General features: G+C 72.3%; 17 protein-coding genes. 3 read left to right on the top strand and 14 right to left on the bottom strand.

Features of this window, described 5'->3' with window-relative positions; genetic code table 11:
* Window positions 1–72: 72 nt before the first annotated feature.
* The 4 genes from ACQY0Z_RS22230 to ACQY0Z_RS22215 all read right to left on the bottom strand — a co-directional run bounded on the left by ACQY0Z_RS22230 (window position 73) and on the right by ACQY0Z_RS22215 (window position 6,436).
* On the bottom strand, window positions 73–1,491 hold the full coding sequence (locus tag ACQY0Z_RS22230; RefSeq protein ID WP_439812706.1) for a sugar porter family MFS transporter: 1,419 nt from the start codon (window positions 1,489–1,491) through the stop codon (window positions 73–75).
* 205 nt (window positions 1,492–1,696) lie between these two features.
* On the bottom strand, window positions 1,697–5,287 hold the full coding sequence (gene smc / locus ACQY0Z_RS22225) for a chromosome segregation protein SMC (protein ID WP_439812705.1): 3,591 nt from the start codon (window positions 5,285–5,287) through the stop codon (window positions 1,697–1,699).
* Window positions 5,288–5,572: 285 nt separating this feature from the next.
* Window positions 5,573–5,776: a hypothetical protein gene (locus tag ACQY0Z_RS22220; protein ID WP_006130460.1), complete on the bottom strand. Its 204-nt coding sequence runs from the start codon at window positions 5,774–5,776 to the stop codon at window positions 5,573–5,575.
* A 378-nt stretch (window positions 5,777–6,154) separates the two neighbouring features.
* Window positions 6,155–6,436: an acylphosphatase gene (locus ACQY0Z_RS22215; protein ID WP_189903405.1), complete on the bottom strand. Its 282-nt coding sequence runs from the start codon at window positions 6,434–6,436 to the stop codon at window positions 6,155–6,157.
* Window positions 6,437–6,612: 176 nt separating this feature from the next.
* Here ACQY0Z_RS22215 and ACQY0Z_RS22210 point away from each other — a divergent pair, with 176 nt between their 5' ends.
* Window positions 6,613–7,968 (top strand): CAP domain-containing protein, encoded by a 1,356-nt coding sequence (locus ACQY0Z_RS22210; protein ID WP_439812704.1) that lies wholly within the window; start codon window positions 6,613–6,615, stop codon window positions 7,966–7,968.
* Between the two features lie 56 nt (window positions 7,969–8,024).
* Here ACQY0Z_RS22210 and ACQY0Z_RS22205 read toward each other — a convergent pair whose 3' ends face one another.
* The gene (locus tag ACQY0Z_RS22205; RefSeq protein ID WP_189903401.1) at window positions 8,025–8,474 is read right to left on the bottom strand and encodes a GNAT family N-acetyltransferase; all 450 of its coding nucleotides are present in this window, start codon (window positions 8,472–8,474) and stop codon (window positions 8,025–8,027) included.
* A gap of 75 nt (window positions 8,475–8,549) precedes the next feature.
* On the opposite strand from ACQY0Z_RS22205, the gene ACQY0Z_RS22200 reads away from it, so the two are divergent.
* A complete protein-coding gene (locus ACQY0Z_RS22200) occupies window positions 8,550–8,951 on the top strand; it encodes a winged helix-turn-helix transcriptional regulator (RefSeq protein ID WP_189903399.1) in 402 nt (133 codons plus the stop codon).
* Here the strand turns inward: ACQY0Z_RS22200 and mutM are convergent.
* From mutM to ACQY0Z_RS22155, 9 genes are all read right to left on the bottom strand, one after another.
* Window positions 8,924–9,808, bottom strand: coding sequence for a bifunctional DNA-formamidopyrimidine glycosylase/DNA-(apurinic or apyrimidinic site) lyase (gene mutM, locus ACQY0Z_RS22195; RefSeq protein ID WP_189903396.1), 885 nt, complete (start codon window positions 9,806–9,808; stop codon window positions 8,924–8,926). The two genes, ACQY0Z_RS22200 and mutM, sit on opposite strands and share 28 nt — an antisense overlap.
* An 84-nt stretch (window positions 9,809–9,892) precedes the next feature.
* Window positions 9,893–10,711, bottom strand: a complete 819-nt coding sequence (gene rnc, locus ACQY0Z_RS22190; protein ID WP_006130466.1) for a ribonuclease III — start codon at window positions 10,709–10,711, stop codon at window positions 9,893–9,895.
* A gap of 19 nt (window positions 10,712–10,730) precedes the next feature.
* Window positions 10,731–10,904: a 50S ribosomal protein L32 gene (rpmF, locus tag ACQY0Z_RS22185; RefSeq protein WP_003951102.1), complete on the bottom strand. Its 174-nt coding sequence runs from the start codon at window positions 10,902–10,904 to the stop codon at window positions 10,731–10,733.
* 2 nt (window positions 10,905–10,906) lie between these two features.
* Complete coding sequence (locus ACQY0Z_RS22180) at window positions 10,907–11,551, bottom strand: YceD family protein (protein WP_019523245.1); 645 nt, start codon at window positions 11,549–11,551, stop codon at window positions 10,907–10,909.
* Window positions 11,552–11,682: 131 nt separating this feature from the next.
* Window positions 11,683–12,786 carry an ATP synthase F0 subunit B gene (locus tag ACQY0Z_RS22175; protein WP_381727355.1) on the bottom strand — a complete coding sequence of 368 codons (1,104 nt, stop codon included), beginning with the start codon at window positions 12,784–12,786 and terminating at the stop codon, window positions 11,683–11,685.
* 113 nt (window positions 12,787–12,899) lie between these two features.
* Window positions 12,900–13,379 carry a pantetheine-phosphate adenylyltransferase gene (coaD, locus tag ACQY0Z_RS22170; RefSeq protein ID WP_006130469.1) on the bottom strand — a complete coding sequence of 160 codons (480 nt, stop codon included), beginning with the start codon at window positions 13,377–13,379 and terminating at the stop codon, window positions 12,900–12,902.
* Window positions 13,380–13,405: 26 nt separating this feature from the next.
* Window positions 13,406–13,993: a 16S rRNA (guanine(966)-N(2))-methyltransferase RsmD gene (gene rsmD, locus ACQY0Z_RS22165; RefSeq protein ID WP_189903392.1), complete on the bottom strand. Its 588-nt coding sequence runs from the start codon at window positions 13,991–13,993 to the stop codon at window positions 13,406–13,408.
* 83 nt (window positions 13,994–14,076) lie between these two features.
* Window positions 14,077–16,212, bottom strand: coding sequence for an ATP-dependent DNA helicase RecG (gene recG, locus ACQY0Z_RS22160; RefSeq protein ID WP_347226434.1), 2,136 nt, complete (start codon window positions 16,210–16,212; stop codon window positions 14,077–14,079).
* A 138-nt stretch (window positions 16,213–16,350) separates the two neighbouring features.
* Window positions 16,351–18,036 (bottom strand): DAK2 domain-containing protein, encoded by a 1,686-nt coding sequence (locus tag ACQY0Z_RS22155; protein ID WP_347226423.1) that lies wholly within the window; start codon window positions 18,034–18,036, stop codon window positions 16,351–16,353.
* A gap of 266 nt (window positions 18,037–18,302) precedes the next feature.
* Between ACQY0Z_RS22155 and rpmB the strand changes: the two genes are divergently transcribed.
* Window positions 18,303–18,488 carry a 50S ribosomal protein L28 gene (rpmB, locus tag ACQY0Z_RS22150; protein ID WP_004924906.1) on the top strand — a complete coding sequence of 62 codons (186 nt, stop codon included), beginning with the start codon at window positions 18,303–18,305 and terminating at the stop codon, window positions 18,486–18,488.
* The last annotated feature ends 369 nt before the right edge of the window (window positions 18,489–18,857 follow it).

The raw sequence follows: 18,857 nt of genomic DNA, 5'->3' as shown, positions 1-18,857 counted from the left end.
GGGGTGGCATACGAGGGGCGGGAGCAGCGGGGAGGTAACCCCCACCCCTCGGGTACAGGGGGAAGAGGGGCGTCAGCCCATCTCCTCCAACCGCTTGCCCTTCGTCTCCTTGACGAACTTCAGCACGAACGGAATCGACAGCGCCGCGAACACCGTGTAGATCGCGTACGTGACGGACAGGTTCCAGTCCGCCAGCGACGGGAAGCTGGCCGTGATCGCCCAGTTGGCGATCCACTGCGCCGCCGCGGCCACGCCGAGCGCCGCCGCACGGATCCGGTTCGGGAACATCTCGCCGAGCATGACCCACACGACCACACCCCACGACAGGGCGAAGAAGAGGACGAAGACGTGGGCCGCGATCAGGGCCACCCAGCCCTGCGTGGCGGGCAGCTGGCCGTCGACGAGGGGCGAGGAGAACGCCCAGGCCTCGAGCGCGAGACCGACCACCATGCCGACGGAGCCGATGATGGCCAGCGGCCGGCGGCCGACGCGGTCGACGAAGATCATCGCGATCACGGTGCCGACGATGTTGATGATCGACGTGGTGAACGAGTAGAAGAACGAGTCCGACGGGTCGACGCCGACCGACTGCCACAGGGTGGCGGAGTAGTAGAACGCGACGTTGATGCCGACGAACTGCTGGAACACCGACAGTCCGATACCGACCCAGACGATCGGCTTGAAGAAGAAGCTGCCGCCGAGCAGGTCCTTGAAGCTGGACTTCTCCTCGCGGTGCATGCCGGTCTCGATCTCGGTGACGCGGGCGTCGAGGTCGGTCTCGCTGCCCTCCACCTCGGAGAGGATCTCGCGGGCGCGCTCGTGCTTGCCGACGGAGATCAGGTAGCGGGGCGACTCGGGGATCGCGAAGGAGAGCAGGCCGTAGAGGACGGCCGGGATCACCATGACGCCGAGCATGACCTGCCAGGCCTCGAGGCCCATCAGCTCACCGCGCTGGTCGCCGTCCGCGGCGTTCAGGATGCCCCAGTTGACGAGCTGGGAGACGGCGATGCCGACGACGATCGCGGCCTGCTGGAAGGAGCCGAGCCGGCCGCGGTAGGCGGGCGGGGCGACCTCGGCGATGTAGGCCGGGCCGATGACGGAGGCCATGCCGATGGCGAAGCCGCCGACGACGCGCCAGAAGGCGAGGTCCCACAGCGCGAAGGGCAGCGCGGAGCCGACGGCGCTGACCGTGAAGAGGACCGCGGCGATCTGCATGCAGCGGATGCGGCCGATGCGGTCGGCTATCCGGCCGGCGGTGGCGGCGCCGATGGCACAGCCGATCAGCGCGACGGCGATGACCTGGGCGAGCGCGGCGGAGCCGATGTCGTACCGGTCGCGGATCGCCTCGACGGCGCCGTTGATCACGGAACTGTCGTAGCCGAAGAGGAAGCCGCCCATGGCGGCGGCAGCGGCGATGAAGATGACATGCCCGAGATGTTCGGGATGAGCCGTCCTGGCTCCTGACGCTTGTGCCTGCGCGGTGCTGGTCACGTGTACTCCTCGGGCCACCGGCAACATCGCCGGATGGGGGTCAGCCCTTCAAGGTTTCTGCCGTAGGCACCTGAAGGTAAAAACAACATTGCAGAGACTATGTCTTCAAGTTTTGAAGTCAATAGGCTCTCGGCTGTGAGTTGGAAGACGTCAGCGCCCAGGCAGGCCCCACCAGAGGTTCACATCTTGAAGAGTTTGAACCGCTTCAGCGCAGACGCTGGCTGATGACCTTGGACACGCCGTCGCCCTGCATGGAGACGCCGTAGAGCGCGTCGGCGACCTCCATGGTGCGTTTCTGGTGCGTGATCACGATCAGCTGCGAGGCCTCCTGCAGCTCCTGCATGATCCGGATCAGCCGCTGGAGGTTGGTGTCGTCGAGGGCGGCCTCGACCTCGTCCATCACGTAGAACGGGCTGGGCCGCGCCTTGAAGATCGACACGAGCAGCGCCACCGCGGTCAGCGACCGCTCGCCGCCCGACAGCAGCGACAGCCGCTTGACCTTCTTGCCCGGCGGGCGCGCCTCGACGTCCACGCCCGTGGTGAGCATGTGGTCGGGGTCGGTCAGCACCAGGCGGCCCTCCCCGCCCGGGAAGAGCCGGGAGAAGACGCCCTCGAACTCCCGGGCCGTGTCCCGATAGGCCTCGGTGAAGACCTGCTCGACGCGTTCGTCGACCTCCTTGACGACCTGAAGCAGGTCCGCGCGGGTCTTCTTCAGGTCCTCCAGCTGCTCGCTGAGGAACTGGTGGCGTTCCTCCAGCGCCGCGAACTCCTCCAGGGCGAGCGGGTTGACCTTGCCGAGCTGCTGGTAGGCGCGCTCGGCGGCCTTCAGCCGTTTCTCCTGCTCGGCCCGCACGAAGGGTCGGGGCTGGTTGCGCGGGTGCTCCGGGTCCTCCGGGAGCTGTTCGCCCTCGGCGGGGGGCGAGGGCGGCACGAGCTGGTGCGGGCCGTACTCCTCGACCAGCCCGGCCGGTTCGACACCCAGTTCCTCCAGCGCCTTCGCCTCCAGCTGCTCCATCCGCAGCCGTTTCTCGGCGCCGAGTACCTCGCCGCGGTGGACCGAATCCGTCAACTTGTCGAGTTCCGCCTTGAGATCGCGTCCCTCGGCGCGGGCCCGGGCGAGTTCCTCCTCGCGCCGGGCCTTGACGGCCTCGGCGGCGGTGCGCTCCTCGGCGGCGCGGGCGAGGGACACCTCGACGTGCGCCAGCAGCTGGCGGGCGCCCGCGGCGACGGCGGCGGCGACCTCCGCCTCGTGACGCAGCCGGGCGCGACGCTGCTCGGCACGCGCGCGTGCCTCGCGTTCGGCGCGGGCGGCCCGGTCCAGGGAGTCGGCCCGTCCGGCCAGCCCCTTGACCCGCTCCTCGTGCGTACGGACCTGGAGGCGGGCCTCCATCTCGGTCTGGCGGGCGTTGGCCCCGTCGGCGGCGAGCCGGTCGCGCACGGAGGTGTCGGGCTCCTCCTCGAACGGCATCTCCTCGGCCGCCTCCAGCCGCTCGGCGAGCTCCTCCACCTCGGCGAGGGCCTTGTCGAGGGCCTCCTGGGCGCGTTCGGCGGCGGCCCCGGCGCGTTCGGCCTCGCCGGCGGCGCCGCGTGCCTGTCCGGCGAGCCGGCCGAGCTGCTGGGCGACGGCGGACTTCTCCCGGTCGGCGGCCCTGCGCCGCTCCCCCAGCTCCTCGACGAGGGCCGCGCACTCCTTGCGCCGGGCGGCAGCGGCCTCCTGCGCCTCGGCCAGTTCCTCGCAGCGCACCTCGAGCTCCTCCAGCTCGGCGGCGGCCTCGTCGACGGACGCCTGCACCTCGAGCAGGCTGGGCGCGCCGGCCGAGCCGCCGTGCGCGAAGTGGGCGCCGAGCAGGTCGCCCTCGGCGGTGACGGCGGTGAGGCCGGGCCGGGCGTAGACGAGTTCCTCGGCGTCCTCGAGGGTGGCGACGACGACGATGCCGTGCAGGAGCCGGCGGACGGCCGGCATGAGGTCGGCGGGGCCGGTGACGAAGTGGTCCGCGGGGAGGGGGTCTCCGGGGGGAGCGACGGGTTCGGGTGCGTCGGGGCTGGGCGCGCCGTTCCCCGCGCCCCCGGAGGTAGACGGGCCGGCCAGGAGGAGGGCGGCGCGGCCCGCGTCCTGTTTGCGGAGCAGCCGGATCGCGTCGGCCGCCGCGGACGGGGAGGAGACGGCGAGGGCGTCCGCCGCCGCGCCGAACGCGGCCGCGAGCGGCACCTCGTAGCCGGGGGTCACCGTCAGCAGTTCGGCGGCCGGGCCGAGGAGCCCGGTGAGGCTGTCCTTCGCGCCGAGCAGCGCGCCGGTGCCGTCCTTGCGGCGCAGGCCGAGCGCGAGGGCCTCGTGGCGTGCCTGGGTGGCGGCGCGTTTGCGCTCCACGGCGGTGACCGCCTCGCGGGCGGCGGTGAGGGCGGCCTCGGCCTCGGCGAGTTCGCGCTTGGCCTCCTCGTGCCGTTCGGCGAGTTCCGCGTCGCCCGCGTCGAGGCCGTCGACCTCCGCCTGGAGGGCCTCGTACTCCTCCTGGGCGACGACGGCGCGCTGTCTTGCCTCGTCGCGGGCGGCGGCGAGGCGTTCGATCTCGGCCTGGGCGGCGGCGGCGCGGGAGCGGGCGGCGCCGACCTGGCCCTTGAGCCGGGCGAGCCCTTCGCGCCGGTCGGCGATGGCGCGGGCGACGTCCTTGAGGCGCCGTTCCTCCTGGGCGAGTTCGCGCTCCAGTTCGGCGCGGTGGGCGACGGTGTCCTCCAGCGCGCGTTCGGCCGCTTCCAGTGCGGCCTCCAGTTCGGCCTCCTGCTCGCGGATGCGGGCGGCCTCTCGCTCCATGTCCTCGGGGTCGCGGCCGCGCCGCTCCTCGACGGGCGCCTGGGTGGCGCTCTTCACGCGCGCGTCGGCGAGGGAGATGGTGCCGCGTACGCGTTCGGCGAGCTGGGAGAGCTCGTACCAGGTCTGCTGGGCGTTCCGCAGGAGCGGGGTGAGGCGGCGTACCTCGTCCTCCAGGTGCGCCTCGCGCTGGAGGGCCCTCTTCAGCTCGGCCTCGGCGGCTTCCTTGCGCTGTTTGAGGGCGGCCTCGTCGGCAATCTCGGCCTGGAGCGCCTCGCGCAGCTTCACGAGGTCGTCGGCGAGGAGACGCAGGCGGGCGTCGCGCAGGTCGGCCTGGATGACGGCGGCGCGGCGGGCGACGGCGGCCTGGCGGCCCAGCGGCTTGAGCTGGCGGCGGAGTTCGTCGGTGAGGTCCTGGACGCGGGCGAGGTTGGCCTGCATCGCGTCCAGCTTGCGCAGCGCCTTCTCCTTGCGCTTGCGGTGCTTGAGGACGCCGGCCGCCTCCTCGATGAAGGCGCGGCGGCCCATGGGGTCGGCGTGCAGGACGGAGTCGAGCTGGCCCTGGCCGACGATGACGTGCATCTCGCGGCCGATGCCGGAGTCGGAGAGCAGTTCCTGGATGTCCAGGAGGCGGCAGGTGTCGCCGTTGATCTGGTACTCGCTGCCGCCGTTGCGGAACATGATCCGCGTGATCGTGACCTCGGAGTACTCGATGGGGAGGGCCCCGTCGGAGTTGTCGATGGTCAGGGACACCTCGGCGCGGCCCAGCGGGGGGCGGCCGGTGGTGCCGGCGAAGATGACGTCCTCCATCTTGCCGCCACGCAGCGACTTGGCGCCCTGTTCGCCCATGACCCAGCTGAGCGCGTCCACCACGTTGGACTTGCCCGAGCCGTTCGGACCGACGACGCACGTGATGCCCGGCTCGAACCGGAGCGTGGTCGCCGAGGCGAACGACTTGAAGCCGCGGAGGGTCAGGGCCTTGAGGTGCACGCCGTCGGACTCTACCCGGCGGGCATGTCTCACTCCATGAGCGCGCGGTTTCGCGGGTGAACGCTCAGGGCATGCCAGACGTTGAGAAGTGAAAAGGTGCGCGGGACAGAGAGTGCGCCGCGCGGGGTCGCGGGGTTCCCCGCGGGTGGACGGCAGGCTCAGCGGTTCGGGACGCGGAGGGGTGAAGAAAGAAGGGACGCCGAAGCGTCCCTTGCAGTTCTGACTGCCTGGCGGTGGTGACGGGCAAGCCCGACCACTGCGTGCTGTTCGTGGAGCGTGCAGTGATCAGGTGAGCGCAGGCTCCGCCTGGTGTGCGTCAACGCTCTCCATGATCCTGTCGTGAGAAGCGGCAGCCTTCAGGGCGTCCTTCTCCGCCTGGATCCGCACGAGCTCGGATTCCAGGTCCTGGACGCGCTGCTGGAGCCGTCGCATCTCGGCGAGGAGTCGAGGGTCGGAGCCGCCGACGTAACCGAGAAGCGCCTTTGCCATGATGGATGGTCCTCCACAATGAGTGACCGACCGATGCGGTGTGGGTCGTGAGGGATTCGCACCCGCGGTGCTTGGCAGGCCTGGAGTTGTGCTGCCGTTCAGCCATGCCAAACAGCTAAGGTGCGCGGGGCTTTCAGCGTCTCACCAAAAAGTTTGAGGGTCAACACGATCACGCCCCGTATTGGGGGACAACCGGGCGCATACGGCCGGACGGCGGCGGCGTCGCGTTCCTCGCGGGTCCTCGGGGCGTGGCGATCATCTTGGCGGGCGCAGTTGCCTCTGGCAAGCCGTTCGCTTCGATCACCAGCACTTTTTTACGTCCGGACGCTTCACACCGAGGGCCGCGGGGGCCTGGGTACGGCGGTCCGGCGGGCGGCGTCAGCGGATCGCGAAGCCGTCGTAGCCGCCGCGGGGTGTGTCCCAGATCTCGGTCACACCGTCCACGCGCCCGGGCGTGTCGCCGGCCCGGAGCCACTCCAGCAGCCGCTCGCAGCGGTCGCGCGGGCCCTCGGCGACCACCTGCACCCTGCCGTCGCCCAGATTCAGGGCGAAGCCCCGCAGGCCGCCGATCTCCAGGGCCTTGGCCCGGGTGAACCAGCGGAAGCCCACGCCCTGCACGTGTCCGCGCACCCAGGCGACCAGTCGCACATCCTCGCTCATGCCTGCAACCTAACCGGACAAAGTCACACCGGGCACTCCGCCCTCTTGCGCCATGCGGTAGCGTCCCCACCCATGAATCTCATATGAAACTCACTCGTTCGTGTGAGTTTCGTGATCGTCGAGTGTTCGGGCTGGTCGCGGGACGCGGCCGACCGCGAGGACGAGGAAGGCCATACATGGGACGCCACCGACGCTCCGACGCCGGCCGCGCCGCCACGAGCCGCGCCGCCGGGGTCACCCACCACGACGGCTCCTACGGTGAAGGCCTGGACCCGCGAGGCGCCGGAGCCGACGGCCCGCCCACGATGGGCACCGCGCCGTACCTGAACCCGGAGGCCTACGCGGAGACGTACGCCCGCAGCGAGGCGTACCTGTACGCGACGGACGAGACCGCTGTCCCCGCCGGCGGCACCGGCTTCGCGACGGCGGGCGGTTACCCGGACGCGGACCCCGCCCCGGCCGCGTACGCCTACCCGGCATCCGCCGCGGACACCGTCACCGCCCCGACCGTCAGCGCCCCGACCGTCCCGGGCCCCCGCACCGCCGAGTACGACTTCACGGGCCGGTCCTTCGCCGGCGACCCGCTCCCGGAGTGGGACGTGACCCCCCGGCCCCGCCCCGTACGGACGGCCCGCACCACCATGACCTCGTCGGTCGGCGCGGACGACCGGCCCGCGAACGGACGCCGCCGCAAGAAGAAGGCCGCGACGCCGGTCCGCACCGGGCTGCTCGGCGTGTCCGCCGCCGTGGCCATCGGCACGGTCGCGGTGGCCACCGGCGCGGTGCCGGGCCTGGAGAACTACAAGCTCGGCGGCGACAGCGGCGCCAGCGACAACGTGCAGGCCGGCGCCGGTGTGGCGACCAGCCTGCCGACCGAGCAGGGCGGTACGTCCGGCGCCGTGGAGACGCCGAGTCGCGACGCGTCGGCCCCCGCGAGCCGCGACGGCGGCCGCGCGACCTCCCCGGCGCCCTCCGCGACGCCGTCCGCCCCGAGCACGGCGACGAAGGCGCCCGAGGCGGAGAAGTCGCCGGAGAGGACGGAGTCCGCCGCCGCCCCGGAGAAGACCGAGGAGCAGGCGCAGGACCGCAGGACGACGCCCGACACCGAGCGCAAGGCGGGCGACCAGAGCCAGGGCAAGGGCCAGACCTCGGCCGAGGCCACCGCCGCCGCGGCGGTGCTGCGGCTGGTGAACGCCGAGCGCGCGAAGGTGGGCTGCAGCCCGGTCACCGCGGACAGCGCACTGACCGCGCTGGCCACGGCCTTCAGCGACGACATGGCCGGCCGTGGCTTCTTCGACCACACGGACCCCGACGGCGACACCCCGTGGGACCGCGCCCAGGCGGCCGGCATCGCCAACCTCGGCGGCGAGAACATAGCCCGCGGCCAGGCCGACGCCGAGTCCGTCATGCAGGCCTGGATGGACAGCCCCGGCCACAAGGCGAACATCCTGAACTGCGACTTCAAGACCCTCGGCGTCGGCGTCCACCTGGGCCCGGGCGGTCCTTGGTGGACGCAGAACTTCGGCTACTGAGCCGTCACTGGGCCTGAACTCCGGGGCGCCGGCCTTTCGCCGGCGCCCCGTCGTCTTCACAAGCCGACCGCCAGCAACGGCAGCACCCGCCCCGGTATCGACCCCGACGGTGTCTCGCCGATCCTCACCGCGCCCATCGCGCGGTAGAACGGTTCCGCGTTCGGGTCCGCGTCGATCGTCAGGCGGTGGAAGCCGGCCGCCCGGGCCGTGGCGAGGGCGTGGGCGAAGAGGGCTCGGCCCATGCCCTGGCCGAGGGCCGACGGATCCACGAACATCATGCCCAGCGCGCCCTCCGGCGGGCTGCCGTCCACCGTTGTGAAGCCGAGGATGCGGCCGTCGCGTTCGGCCAGGGCGGTGCGCCGCCCGGTCACCTCCGACGGGCGGACGGTCAGTTCCTCTCGGCACGACGCCATGAAGGCCTCGTCGTAGCCCCAGTGGGCCTTCGAGCGGAGGGCCAGTTCGGTCAGCTCACCGGCCTCGTCGGGCCGGGCGTTCCGGATCAGCATGAGCGGCCTCCTCCTTCACTTACCAGCAGTAAGCGCTCCCCGTCAGTCAGCGCTGCTCTGAAGTACGCTGAGCTTATGACGACCACGCAGTCGGCCCCGGAGGACCGGGACCTCCCGTTCAACGTGTTCGCCAAGTCCTGCCCGTCGCGGGTCACGCTGGAACACGTGACCGGGCGCTGGGGGGCGCTGACGCTGGGGGCACTGTACGAGGGGTCGTTGCGGTTCAACGAGCTGCGCCGGAGGGTCGACGGGGTCAGCGAGAAGATGCTGTCGCAGACCCTGCACGCGCTGGAGCGCGACGGGCTCGTGCACCGCGAGGCGCAGCTGACCAACCCGCCCCGGGTGGACTACGAACTGACCCCGCTGGGCCACGAGGTCACCGAGCGGCTGATGGCGCTCATCCACCTCCTCGAAGGCCGCATGGACGCCGTCCTCGAGGCCCGGGAGCGTTACGACGCGGCGCGCGGCGCCCGCTGACAGCGCGGGCAGAAGTAGCTGGAGCGGTTCATCCACGCCCGCCGGCGTATCGGCGTCCCGCAGCGGCGGCAGGGCAGACCTTCACGGCCGTACGCGTCCAGGGAGCGGTCGAAGTAGCCGGACTCGCCGTTGACGTTGACGTACAGGCTGTCGAAGCTGGTGCCGCCGGCGACGAGGGCCGCGTTCATCACGTCGCGGACGTGGCCCAGCAGCTGCAGCGTGCGGGGGCGGGTGAAGCCGGCCGTCGGGCGCTCGTAGTGGATGCGGGCGCGCCACAGCGCCTCGTCCGCGTAGATGTTGCCGACGCCGCTGATCAGCGACTGGTCGAGCAGCGCCCGCTTGATCGTGGTCCGCTTGCGGCGCAGCGCCTGGTGGAAGGCCTCGTCGTCGAAGAGCGGGTCGAGCGGGTCGCGGGCGATGTGCGCGATGACGTCGGGCAGGCCCTCGGGGGTGTCGTCGTGCAGCGACAGACCGCCGAAGGTGCGCTGGTCGACGAAGCGCAGCTCGGTGTCGCCCGCCGGGCCCTCGTCAGGTGACTGCGGCTCGGTGAAGCGGATGCGGATCCGCAGATGCTTCTCGTCCGGCGCGGCGTGCGGCTGCATCAGCAGCTGGCCGCTCATGCCGAGGTGGGCCAGCACCGACTGGTCCGTGTCCTCCAGCGGCAGCCACAGGTACTTGCCGCGCCGGCGCGGCACGCCGATGCGGTGCCCCTTCAGCCGGTGCGCGAAGTCGTCCGGGCCCGCCAGGTGGCGGCGCACCGCGCGCGGGTGCAGGACCTCGGCGTCGGCGACGGTCCGGTGGGCGACCCACCGCTCGAGTCCGCGCCGTACGACCTCGACCTCGGGCAGCTCGGGCATGGCGTCCCCTCCCAGGACCGGTGGAACGAGCACCGAGCGCCCGCCCCGGTTCGGGGGACGGGCGCTCGTGTCGCGCGTACTGCGTCAGGCGGAGGCCGACGGTGCGTCGGCGCTCTTGCCGGAGGCTTCGGCCTCGGCGGCCTGGACGACCTCTTCGGCCTCCTGAGCCGCCTTGGCCCGCTCGTCCGCCGCGGCCTTGATGGACCGCCACGCGGACTCGGCGGCCTGCTGCTCCGCCTCCTTCTTGCTGCGGCCGGTGCCGGTGCCGTACGAGACGCCTCCGACGCGGGCGGCAGCAGTGAAGGTCTTCTCGTGGTCGGGGCCGGTCTCCGTGACCAGGTACTCGGGAACGCCGAGCCCCTCGGTCGCGGTGAGCTCCTGGAGACTGGTCTTCCAGTCCAGGCCGGCTCCCAGGTTCGAGGACTTCTCGATCAGCGGGTCGAACAGGCGGTGCACCAGCTCCGCCGCCGATTCCAGGCCCTGGTCGAGATAGACCGCGCCGATCACCGCTTCGAGGGTGTCGGCGAGGATGGACGCCTTGTCCCGGCCGCCCGTTCCCTCTTCACCGCGGCCGAGCCGGATGAAGGAGCCGAGGTCGAGCCCGCGGCCCACCTCCGCCAGCGCACGCGAGTTGACCACCGCGGCCCGCAGCTTGGCCAGCTGGCCCTCGGGCAGGTCGGGGTGGGTGCGGTACAGCGTGTCGGTGACGACGAGGCCGAGCACGGAGTCCCCGAGGAACTCCAGCCGCTCGTTCGTCGGCAGACCGCCGTTCTCGTACGCGTAGGAACGATGGGTCAGCGCACGCACCAGAAGGGCGGACTCGACCTTGTAGCCGAGCCGCCCTTCCAGAAGCGTTGGGGACGAGGCCTGGTTGTCCGCAGAGTTTTTCTTCGGCGTGGACACAGTGCCTCTCACCAGCCGCTCAGACCTCGAGGACCTGGCGCTTGTTGTAAGTGCCGCAAGACGGGCACGCGATGTGCTGCTGCTTGGGCTCGTGGCAGCGCTCGCACGCAACCAGGGTGGGGACCGCAGCCTTCCACTGCGACCGGCGGTGGCGCGTGTTGCTGCGCGACATCTTCCGCTTCGGAACAGCCACGGCTACTTCTCCTGCTTCTCGTCGACGCCGGCTTCGGCGCCGCTCATCTCGTCCTTCTCGCCGTCCTTCATGGTGCCGGCGAGTCCCTGCAAAGCCGCCCAACGGATGTCGACGGCGTCGTGGTGGTGGTCCGGGTCGTCCGCCAGCCGTGCTCCGCACTCGGAGCACAGACCCGGGCAGTCTTCCTGGCACACCGGCTGCATCGGCAGTGCGAGCACCACCGCGTCGCGCAGCACCGGCTCGAGGTCGAACAGGCCGTCCTCGAGGAGGAGCCGGTCCTCGTCGTCCTCGGCGTCGTCGCCCGGTTCCGCGATCACGCGGCCCCGGTCGTCGGCGTCAGGGTACGAGAACATCTCCTGGAAGTCCGCTTCGAGCTCCAGCTCGAGCGGCTCCAGACACCTTACGCACTCCCCCTCGGCCTTGGCACGGCCGGTGCCTGTGACAAGCACACCTTCCATGACCGACTCGAGCCGGAGTTCGAGCTCCACCGGGGCGCCTTCCGGCACTCCGACGACTCCCTGGATACCGAGGTCCTGGGGAGCGTCGACCGTACGGGTCAGGCGCTGCAGCGCACCGGGCCGCCGCCCCAGCTCGTGCGTGTCGAACACGAGGGGGTTGCGGTGGTCGAGGCGGGCGTTCAGAGCCATTCCTGCTTTCGATCTTCGAGCTCAGAGGGTGTCGCTGCCGTACGGGTGCGTTCCGGGCAGCGTGGATCGCGGTCATACGCGCGACCGAAGAGCCAGGATACTGGACCTTCCGCCCACGGCCCAATCGGACCCTAGAGCCCCCGCTCGCGCTGGTACGCCTCGAGCTGCTCGGGCGTGATCATGCTGGTGTCGAACAGGCTCGTCTCGTCCAGCGCGTACCCCTGCTGGGGCTGCTGCGGGACCTGCTGGGCGGCCTGGCCGTGGTCGTAGGCCTGCTGGGAGTGGTCGTAGCCCTGGTAGGCCGCGTACGGGTCGGGCTGGGCGTAGCCGCCCGCCTGGGCGTACGGGTCCTGGACGCCGCCGTACTGCTGCTGGTAGCCGCCGTAGGGGTCGGCCTGCTGGTCGTAGCCGTACACGGGCTCCGGCTGGGCGTACGGCTGCGCCGGGGGCTGGGGCGGCTGGTCCGGCACCGCGGGCTGCTGCTGCTCGGCCCTGCGGCCCCCCTGGGCGTCCTGCTCGGCGAGGGAGGCCAGGTCGGCGAGGTAGTCGGCGTCGCTGGAGTGCTGGACGGTGGTGGTGTCGTCGGCGAGCGCGCCCAGGTCGTCGGTGGCGATCCGGCCGTGCAGCTTCTGCCGGCCGCGGCCGACCGCCTCCAGCGTCTTGGCGAGCACCGCCTCGAACGCGCCGAGCTTGACGTCGACGTAGGCGTCCGCGTTGCGGCGCAGCGTCTCCGGGTCGTGGCTGCGCTCGGGGGCGTCCTCGTCCTCGTAGCCCTGCTCGTCGAGGCCGGGGCCGGTGCCGAGCAGCTTCTCGCGGCCGCGGCCGACGGAGCCGAGGGTCTTGGTGAGGACGACCTCGAAGTTGGCGAGCTTGGAGTCGACGTAGTCGTCGGCCTCCGCGCGGATCTCCTCGGCCTCCTTGCGGGCCTCCGCGAGGATCCGGTCGGCCTCGGCCTGGGAGCGGCGGGCGATCTCGGTCTCGGCGATCAGCGAGCCGCGCCGGGCGTGCGCCTCGGAGATGATCCGCTCGGCCTCCTGGCGGGCCTGTTCGACCATCTGCTCGCGGCCGCCGATCAACTCCTCGGCCTGGGCGAGGGAGTCGGGCAGCGCCGCGCGCACCTCGTCGAGCATGGCGAGCAGTTCGGCGCGGTTGACCACGCACGACGCCGACATGGGCATCGACCGGGCACTGGAGACCGCGGCGACGATCTCGTCCAGCTTCTTCTGCACGTCCACCGTGTGCTCGCCACTCTCTACAGCTGTGTTGGAGACGGACGGGACGACTGTACGGCCATGGGGCGTCCGGTGGACACCGGATGCCCCCTGACGTCCGTTCCGGCGGGGCGCGTTCAGTCCTTGCGCAGGCGTTCGGTGAGCGCGGTGAGGACCTCGGCGGGCACCAGGTGGGAGACGTCGCCGCCCCAGGCCGCGACCTCCTTGACGAGCGAGGAGGACAGGAAGCTGTAGGTGGGGTTGGTGGGGACGAAGAGGGTCTCCACGCCCGAGAGGCCGTTGTTCATCTGGGCCATCTGCAGCTCGTAGTCGAAGTCGCTGACCGCGCGCAGGCCCTTGACGATGGCGGGGATGTCGCGCTGCTTGCAGAAGTCGACGAGGAGGCCGTGGAAGGCCTCGACCCGGACGTTGCCGTACTCGGCGGTGACGGTGCGGATCAGGTCGATCCGCTCCTCGATCTCGAACAGGCCCTTCTTGGACTTGTTGATCATCACCGCGACGTAGACCTCGTCGTACAGCCGGGAGGCCCGGGCGATGATGTCGAGGTGTCCGTTGGTGATCGGGTCGAAGGACCCGGGACATACGGCGCGGCGCACTGGTGATTCCTCGCTCTCCGGTCCGGTCATCGTGCGTCTTCGCACGTAGAGGCGGCGCGACCGTACCAAAACGTTCCCTCGCCGTAACGACGGGCCCGGATGGCCTCGAAACCCGGCGGGAAGGCGAATTCTCCGCCTCTGGTGCTGCGCTCCACGGTGACGAGGGCGTCCTCCGCGAGCCACCCCTCGGAGCGGAGTGTGAGCAGGATCTCCCGAAGATCGGCGTCGGAGACGGCGTAGGGCGGGTCGAGGAAGACGATGTCGTACGGCCGCTCCGGCGGCGCGGTGCGGACGATCTGTTCCGCTTTGCCGGACCTCACCTCGGCGCCGGGGAGGCCGAGCGCCTTCACGTTCTCCCGGACGGTGCGCACCGCGCGGGCGTCGGCCTCGACGAGCAGGACGTGCCCGGCGCCGCGGGACAGGGCCTCCAGGCCGACGGCGCCTGAGCCGGCGTACAGGTCGAGGACGCGTTCGCCGTCGAGGGGGCCGCCGAGCAGCGACTGCCAGGTGGAGAAGAGTCCTTCGCGCGCCCGGTCGGAGGTGGGGCGGGTGCCCTGCCCCGGCGGGACGGCCAGGCGGCGTCCGCCGGCGGCGCCGGCGATCACGCGGGTCATGTCCTCGGTCCTTGTCGTGGGTGCGGGTCGGTTCGTGCGGGTCCGGGCCGGTCCGGGCGGGCCGGGGGCCGGTCCCCAGTCTGTCAGCCCTTCTCCAGGTACTGCTCACGCTCCTCGTCCAGCAGCGCGTCCAGCGCGGTGCGCAGGGCGGGCAGGCGCTCCAGGTCCGGGTCGGCGGCGACGATCCGGGTGGCCTCCTCGCGGGCCTCGGCGATGACCTCCTCGTCGTCGATGACGGCGAGCATGCGCAGGCTGGACCGGGTCCCGGACTGGGCCTGGCCCAGCACGTCGCCCTCGCGGCGCTGTTCGAGGTCGATGCGGGAGAGCTCGAAGCCGTCGAGGGTGGACGCGACGGCGTTGAGCCGCTGACGGGCGGGGCTCGCCTCGGGCATCTCGGTGACCAGCAGACACAGTCCGGGGGCCGAGCCGCGGCCGACGCGTCCGCGCAGCTGGTGCAGCTGGGAGACGCCGAAGCGGTCGGCGTCCATGATCACCATCACGGTGGCGTTCGGGACGTTGACGCCGACCTCGATGACGGTGGTGGCCACCAGGACGTCCACCTCGCCGGCGGCGAACCGGCGCATCACGGCGTCCTTGTCGTCGGGCTGCATCCTGCCGTGCAGGACCTCCACGCGCAGTCCGGCCAGCGGGCCCCGCGCGAGCTGCTCGGCGGTGTCCAGGACGGCGAGCGGGGGCCGCTTCTCCGCCTCGTCCTCGGGGGACTTCCTCTTCGCCTTGGCCCCGTCCTCCTCGTCGCCGATGCGCGGGCAGACCACGTACGCCTGGTGGCCCTTCTCCACCTCCTCGCGCACGCGCTCCCAGGCGCGGGCGAGGAAGTGCGGCTTGTCGGCGGCCGGGACGACATGGCTGGCGATGGGCGAGCGGCCGGCCGGGAGCTGGTCCAGGACGGAGGTCTCCAGGTCGCCGAAGACGGTCATGGCGACCGTGCGCGGGATGGGCGTGGCCGTCATGACGAGGAGGTGCGGCGGCTGCTTGCCCTTGCCGCGCAGGGCATCGCGCTGCTCGACGCCGAAGCGGTGCTGCTCGTCCACGACGACCAGGCCGAGGTCGTGGAACTGCACCTTGTCCTCGATCAGCGCGTGCGTGCCGATGACGATGCCGGCCTCGCCGGTGGCCAGGTCGAGCAGGGCCTGGCGGCGGGCGGCGGCGCCCATGGAGCCGGTGAGCAGCACGACCTTGGTGGCGTTCTCCGCGCCGCCGAGCATGCCTCCCTGGGACAGTTCGCCCATCATCTCCGTGACCGAGCGGTGGTGCTGCTGGGCGAGGACCTCGGTGGGCGCGAGCATGGCCGCCTGACCGCCCGCGTCGACGACGGCGAGCATGGCGCGCAGGGCGACCATGGTCTTGCCGGAACCCACCTCGCCCTGGAGCAGGCGGTGCATGGGGTGGTCGGTGGCGAGGTCGGCGAAGATCTCCTCGGAGACCTTGCGCTGGCCCTCGGTGAGCGTGAAGGGGAGGCGGTCGTCGAAGCCGGCGAGGATGCCGTCGGGCCTCGGGCGGCGGGGCACGGCCGGGAGCTGGGCGTCCGTGTGCCGGCGGCGGGCGAGGGCGACCTGGAGGACGAACGCCTCGTCCCACTTGAGGCGGGCGCGGGCCTCCTCGATGTCCGCCTTGGTGTGCGGGCGGTGGATCTTCAGCAGCGCCTCGGGCAGGGTGACCAGGCCGCGGCCCTCACGCAGCGACTCCGGCAGCGGGTCGGCGGCCTCCTGGGCGCTGGGCAGCACGGTCTGCAGCGCCTTGCCGATCTTCCAGGACTCCAGCTTGGCGGTGGCCGGGTAGATCGGGATGAGCGCGCCCGCCCAGGTCTCGACGGTCTCCTCGGCGTCCCCGCGCAGCAACTCGTAGGCGGGGTGGGCGAGTTGGAGGCGGCGGTTGAAGACGGAGACCTTGCCGGCGAACATCGCGCGGGTGCCCGGGAGGAGTTCCTTGTGCGGCTTGTGGACGCCGGCGCCGAAGAAGACCAGCTGGAGCCTGCCGCTGCCGTCGGTGATCGTCACTTCCAAGCGCTGGCCCTTGCCGCGCGGGGCGCGGCTGGAGGCGAAGGTGTGCAGCCGGGCGTCGGCGACCTGCGCGACCACGGTGACGTGCTCGTCCATCGGCAGGTCGGCGAGGTGGGTGAGCTGGCCGCGCTCCTCGTACCGGCGGGGGTAGTGGTGCAGCAGGTCGCCGACGGTGTGCAGGCCGAGGTGCTCGGCCATCACCTTCGCGGTGGCGGGGCCGAGCACTTTCTTCAGTGGTTCGTCCAGTGCGGGCACGGATCCATTGGACACCACTCCACTGACAGAGCGGGGACGGCGGGCCGCCCGCCCGGTCCGCGCCGGGCGGCGGCGGACGGGTCACTCGACGCCGATGAGGAGGACGGAGCCCTGCCGGCCGCCGTGGTAGACGACGGTGTCGACGGCCAGGTAGCCCTCGCGGACCCGGGCCTCCAGGCGTTCGGCGACGGACTCCGGGGCGCCGTCGCCGACGACCAGGGTGACCAGCTCGCCGCCGGCCGCGAGCATGCGGTCCAGGACGGCCAGGGCGGTCTCGGTGAGGTCCTGGCCGATGACCGCCACGTCGCCGTCGACCAGGCCGAGGACGTCGCCGGCCTGGCAGATGCCGGCCATGGTCCAGGACTGCCGTTCGGCGACGGTGACCTCGGCGTACCGGGTCGCGCCGGCGGCGGAGGTCATCGCCACCACGTCCTCGTCGAAGCGGCGCTCCGGCTCGTGCACCGCGAGCGCCGCGATGCCCTGCACGGCGGACCGGGTGGGGATGAGCGCCACCCGGACGCCCTCGGCGCGCACCTGCTCGGCGGCCGCGGCGGCGGTGTGGCGCAGCTCGGCGTCGTTGGGCAGCAGCACCACCTCGCGCGCGTGGGCGCGCCGTACGGCCTGGACGAGCTCGCCGCTCGCGGGCGGCTCCCCGGGGCGGGCGAGCACGGCGGTGGCGCCGGCCTCCGTGTACAGGCCGGCCAGGCCCTCGCCGGGCACCACGGCCACCACGGCCCGCTGGACGCGCTCGGCGGGCGCCCGCTCGGCCCCCGCCGCGTGCGCGTCCCCGTCACCGAAGTGGGTGATCCGGATCCGGTACGGCCGTCCCGCCTCGACGCCCGCCTCCACGGCGGCGCCGGCGTCGTCGACGTGCACATGGACGTTCCACAGGCCGTCGCCGCCGACCACGACGAGGGAGTCGCCGAGGGCGTCGAGCCGCTCCCGCAGCCGGGCGACGGCCGCGTCCTCGGCCTCCAGCAGGTAGATCACCTCGAAGGCGGGGCCGCCGGGCCCGGCCACGGCGTCGTCGTCCGCGCAGGGAGCCGCGACCGTGTGCGCCCCTCCGCGCGCGTGCAGCCCGGGGCCGCGTGCCGCCGTTCCCCGGGGCGTCTCCCCGGTGAGCGTCTCGACCAGCGCCGCCAGGACGGTCACCAGGCCGCGTCCGCCCGCGTCGACCACGCCCGCCTGGCGCAGGACGTCCAGCCGGCCCGGGGTCTCGGCGAGCGCCGTGCGGGCGCCCTCGTAGGCGGCGCGGGCCACGGCGCCGCAGTCGCCGCCGGCGTCCCCGGCCGCGTCGGCGGCGGCCGAGGCGACGGTGAGGACGGTGCCCTCGACGGGGTGGGCGACCGCCTGCCGTGCGGAGTCGGCCGCGTGCCGCAGGGCGAGGCCGAGGCCGGTCCCGTCGGCGTACGCGGGGGCGTCGGCGCCGGCCAGCACCTGGGCCATGCCGCGGAGCAGCTGGGCGAGGATCGTCCCGGAGTTCCCGCGCGCCCCGATCAGCGCGCCGTGCGCCATCGCGCGCACCGCGTCGGCCAGGGTGGGTCCCGGATCCCCGCCGCCGCCCGCCTCATGACCGGCGAACACCGCCTCCACGGCCGTGGCCGCCGACTCCAGCGTCAGATAGAGATTGGTGCCGGTGTCGCCGTCCGCCACGGGATAGACGTTGATCGCGTCGATCTCCTCGCGGGCCCGTCCGAGCGCGTCGAGCGCGAGACCGCACCAGGCACGCACCGCGAGAGCATCGAACGTCTGCGGCACCTGCGGCACCTGCGCCTCCTCGAGCTGCTGGACGTGGCACGCAGCGTAGACGGTGGGCCCCCGCCTGCCGGAAGAGGGCCGCAGGCGGCCCCGTGAGCTGGCATGCTAGTTTCGTCCTACGGGTGCAGCCGTTGTATGCTGCTCCGGTTGCCCGATCCGATCGGGCGTCTCCCCTGGCAACGCCACTCAGATCCTCCGGCTCTTCCGAGTCCTGGATCTGGATCCCGGCCTGCCGGGATCAACCGTAAGTGCATCTGAAGTCTTTGGAGTGACCCGTGGCTGCCAACTGCGACGTCTGCGGCAAGGGGCCGGGCTTCGGCAACAACATCTCGCACTCGCACCGCCGTACGCCCCGTCGCTGGAACCCGAACATCCAGCGTGTGCGTACCGTGGTCGGCGGGACGCCGAAGCGCGTGAACGCCTGCACCTCGTGCATCAAGGCCGGCAAGGTCTCGCGCTGACGCAATCGCTGAGCGCGCGGCCACAGCCGGTATCGCCGCAACGGGCCGGTCCACCTCACGGTGGACCGGCTTTTTGCTGTGCCCGGCGGCGGGGTGTCGGCCTGACGGCCGGGTGACCGACGGGGGCGAGCGCCGCCGCGCGCGGCGTTCGACGCTCAGCGGGGCCTGGTGACCGAGACCGGGCCCGACGGCCTTGCGCCGGGTGCGGTGTCGATGGCGGCCGTGACGCGTGGGTGTGCCGGTCGCGTCGGCCGGATGCCGCCCGACGGCGCGGTTCGGTCCCGTCTGCCAGGCAGGCGCGGCACGACGTGGTCGTCCCGGGCCGCGGAGGCGACGGGACACCTTCGCTCTGCCGCCTCGCCGAGTGGG

Origin of the sequence: Streptomyces sp. P9-2 (assembly GCF_051903975.1) — a bacterium.
Lineage (GTDB): Bacteria > Actinomycetota > Actinomycetes > Streptomycetales > Streptomycetaceae > Streptomyces > Streptomyces cellulosae.
The sequence above is the reverse complement of the archived record's forward strand: the minus strand, read 5'-3'. Positions and strand labels throughout refer to the sequence as shown.

Coding starts and splice junctions, on each gene's coding strand:
- ACQY0Z_RS22220 (WP_006130460.1), bottom strand. CDS start 5,776: ATGGCAAAGGCGCTTCTCGGTTACGTCGGCGGCTCCGACCCTCGACTC.
- ACQY0Z_RS22215 (WP_189903405.1), bottom strand. CDS start 6,436: ATGAGCGAGGATGTGCGACTGGTCGCCTGGGTGCGCGGACACGTGCAG.
- ACQY0Z_RS22210 (WP_439812704.1), top strand. CDS start 6,613: ATGGGACGCCACCGACGCTCCGACGCCGGCCGCGCCGCCACGAGCCGC.
- ACQY0Z_RS22205 (WP_189903401.1), bottom strand. CDS start 8,474: ATGCTGATCCGGAACGCCCGGCCCGACGAGGCCGGTGAGCTGACCGAA.
- ACQY0Z_RS22200 (WP_189903399.1), top strand. CDS start 8,550: ATGACGACCACGCAGTCGGCCCCGGAGGACCGGGACCTCCCGTTCAAC.
- mutM (WP_189903396.1), bottom strand. CDS start 9,808: ATGCCCGAGCTGCCCGAGGTCGAGGTCGTACGGCGCGGACTCGAGCGG.
- ACQY0Z_RS22180 (WP_019523245.1), bottom strand. CDS start 11,551: ATGGCTCTGAACGCCCGCCTCGACCACCGCAACCCCCTCGTGTTCGAC.
- rsmD (WP_189903392.1), bottom strand. CDS start 13,993: ATGACCCGCGTGATCGCCGGCGCCGCCGGCGGACGCCGCCTGGCCGTC.
- recG (WP_347226434.1), bottom strand. CDS start 16,212: ATGGCCGAGCACCTCGGCCTGCACACCGTCGGCGACCTGCTGCACCAC.